This is a genomic window from Enterobacter sp. PTB (assembly GCF_051130085.1).
GTDB classification, from domain to species: domain Bacteria; phylum Pseudomonadota; class Gammaproteobacteria; order Enterobacterales; family Enterobacteriaceae; genus Enterobacter; species Enterobacter ludwigii.
Genome location: NZ_JBDKEE010000071.1, coordinates 1 through 2,853 on the forward strand (window position 1 = coordinate 1; position 2,853 = coordinate 2,853).

Here is a 2,853-nt window from a genome sequence, read left to right on the forward strand (position 1 = left end):
GCACAAACCCGCCGAACTCCGGATTCTGCCAGCGCTTACGCTTACCTTGTGGCGGCGTGGATTCATTAATCAGCGTTTTGGCTGCGGCGATAAAGGCTTCACGGTTAACGCACAGACCCCGGATCCCCTCGATATGCTTCGCTGGTAATGCTGCAAAGGTGATCAGACGGCGGCAGGTGGCATCAGACAGACCGGTTGCCCATGAGACTTTGTGCACCGGAACAAACTCGTCACTGGTCACTGCTGGCTCAACCGCAGGAGCGGCTGGCAGGGCCACTGATTGTGCCGTGACGGCTGTAATGCCCGTCACCTCCATCACTGCTTTCATCGTTGCTGATGCGGTTGCTTCGGCCACAACGCGGGCCAGTGAAAGAATGTCATGGTTCATGCTGATTTCCTGTTGCTCTGGTTGAGATGGAGATTGCAATTGCTTCACTTCATCTTTGAGTGCCTGCCATTGACGAATAATCGACATCCGGCGCGATGCGTCATAGCCAGCGACAAGGCACTGCGAGTGTTCGTAATCGAGCCAGTATTCCCATGCATTTGGATTATCATTATCGAATTGAGAACATGTAACTCCATGATTTGTGAGGTAAGCCAGATCTGGATTACGGGTACTTTCAGCTTCTGTAATGCTGTAGAGTTTTCCAAGCATCACCCGGATATCCCGGCAAACCTTCCCGTGGTCTTTTTTAACGACATTTGCAATGTCACGGCTTCTCATCATCGGAACGCCGTTAACGGTTTCCAGTCCTGTGGTGTTGGTCACTTTGTTCATATGTGCTTCTCCTTAATACGATCTCTGTTTCATCAGTTCGTCGCGCCGGGCAACTCATGCGCTACTTTTTATTCAGCATTCATAGCCGGGTGAGGCTCGCATACGACATATCCGGCTCGTTTTAACATCCATATAAAAGTGTTAAGTGAGCCGATAAATTCCTCTTCGCGAATATGCCTTGAGTCAATTACCTGACCATTTTCGATGGTGAGGACGATTTGGCATTTCTGGTGCTTCGGGGGGGGCTTTCTTTGTCATTATTTAATTTCTCCAGATGCTAATTTTTCTGTGATTTGTTGTTCTGCGATTGTTTTCACTATCGCGTTCATGAAATCCACCCCATCGGGTGTCAGTTTGTGAATGCCCATACAGTCAGAATAATGATTAGCAATTAACCTCTCTGCTTCAGAGCGTTTGTGGTTGTCGTATATCATCGCCTCGAATATTCCTGTCAGGGCATTTGTCAGCACGTATTCTGATAACTCGACAGGGAAAGTAATATCGCCGCCGATTTTTACCAGTTGTACATTCCCGCCCGTTCTACGCATGACTGAATTTATTTTTGCCTGAACAAGTCTATTCCTGCGGGTTTAATGGTGCTTGTGCTCATAGTTAACACCCGTACGCTTTACGCATGAACAGGTCAGCAATGTGACGATATTCTTCTCCGTAATGTACGAAGATAAGAATTGCTGTTTTGTATGCAGTCTTGTCTTTAATGAATGACATAATTACATCTCCTTTGAATTTTGGCTGCAAAGGTTCCCGCCCGTTAAGGTGTAAATTAAACTCTGTTAGTTAACTTAGTTTTGTTTCGATGTTTTTTAATTCGCAGTCTATCTTTACTGCATAGTCAAATATTACCGATGCCATAATGCAGGATGGATTGTTATTGTCCTCATCGGTGAAAAAGTTCTCGCTATACGTATGCGCCAGTTCTCGAAGCTTTTCCGCTGTAACCGCAGCATGGAATACATCATCTGAAATATCATTGCCGCTTCCCGTTTTTTTTTGGGGGGGGGGCTATTCCTTGCTAATTCCTCAATATAAGCGCAAGTCATTTCGCGGGTTTTATCGAAGGAGCGAATCAGACAGGCTATTGCGCAATCCGTCTCCTCATTCATCTCTTGGGTATTTTTGTAAATCATTTCCAGTAGGGTATTACCCTCTGAAACCTGAGCAAGAATTTCATGAAGCATGTCGATTGGCGTTTTCATTCACGACTCCCTCGCTATTTCTCTGCCCGTTAATAACCAGATAACGCTGGTATTGAGTGCTTTGGCTAATTTGTCGAAAGCTTCATCTGGCGGATATGCCTGGCGGAATTCCCATACTGATATAACCCCGTCCGGTAGACCTGCCGCTTCTTCCAGTTCTTTATGGGTCATTCTGCGAGATACGCGAGCATCTCGGATGCGCTCACCAACACCGGACATATCCACACCCTGCATCACTTTGACAGGGGCGAGAGGGGCTTCGTTGATTCTGGTCATCCCTTCGAGAGAGCCAGTAAGAAGCCACTCCGGTTCGCAGAAGAGAGCGCGGGAGAGCGGAAGAAGGATGGTCAGCTCCGGCGCGTCGCAACCTGTCTCCCAGTCCTCCACGGTGTCGATTTCAAATCCGAGTTGGGTGGAAAGCTCTTCGGTGGTTAATCCGAGAGCTACGCGGCGAGAACGAATGCGCTCGATGATGGCGGCGAAGCTGGTTGGCGATTCGGTGGGTTGCGGGATGGTTGGCTGTTGAGTGGTGGTTGTGGTGCCACGGATTGAGTATTGATCGCTGAAGGCGGTGTCGTCGTTTTTGATAAATGATAATGCTCGAGCTAAGCAAGACTCCGCCGCAAAAGTCAGAGACTCCGTGACTCGATCGCCAGCAGTCTCATTTTGTACGTATGAGTTCATGGCAATGAGAATGGCGTGTGCCATATCGCATTCGCTAACTGCAGATTGTATATCCATTGTAATATCCTACCTGGGTGAACATTTGATATATTTAAGGTAGGATATCCAACATTGAGGTGTCAAGAATAAATGTTGGCATTCCAACATTATTTTGTGATGTGTTTGTTTTAA

4 protein-coding genes are annotated in these 2,853 nt (G+C 47.3%); all 4 read right to left on the minus strand.

The window, feature by feature from the left end; translation table 11 throughout:
• A partial coding sequence (locus AAIR21_RS27470; protein WP_434682778.1) for a transcriptional regulator occupies positions 1–781 on the minus strand: 781 nt, incomplete at its 3' end.
• 257 nt (positions 782–1,038) lie between these two features.
• Complete coding sequence (locus tag AAIR21_RS27475) at positions 1,039–1,329, minus strand: hypothetical protein (RefSeq protein ID WP_422701747.1); 291 nt, start codon at positions 1,327–1,329, stop codon at positions 1,039–1,041.
• A 312-nt stretch (positions 1,330–1,641) separates the two neighbouring features.
• Positions 1,642–1,998, minus strand: coding sequence for a hypothetical protein (locus AAIR21_RS27480; RefSeq protein ID WP_422701746.1), 357 nt, complete (start codon positions 1,996–1,998; stop codon positions 1,642–1,644).
• A complete protein-coding gene (locus tag AAIR21_RS27485) occupies positions 1,999–2,739 on the minus strand; it encodes a helix-turn-helix domain-containing protein (RefSeq protein WP_422701745.1) in 741 nt (246 codons plus the stop codon).
• Positions 2,740–2,853: the final 114 nt, after the last annotated feature.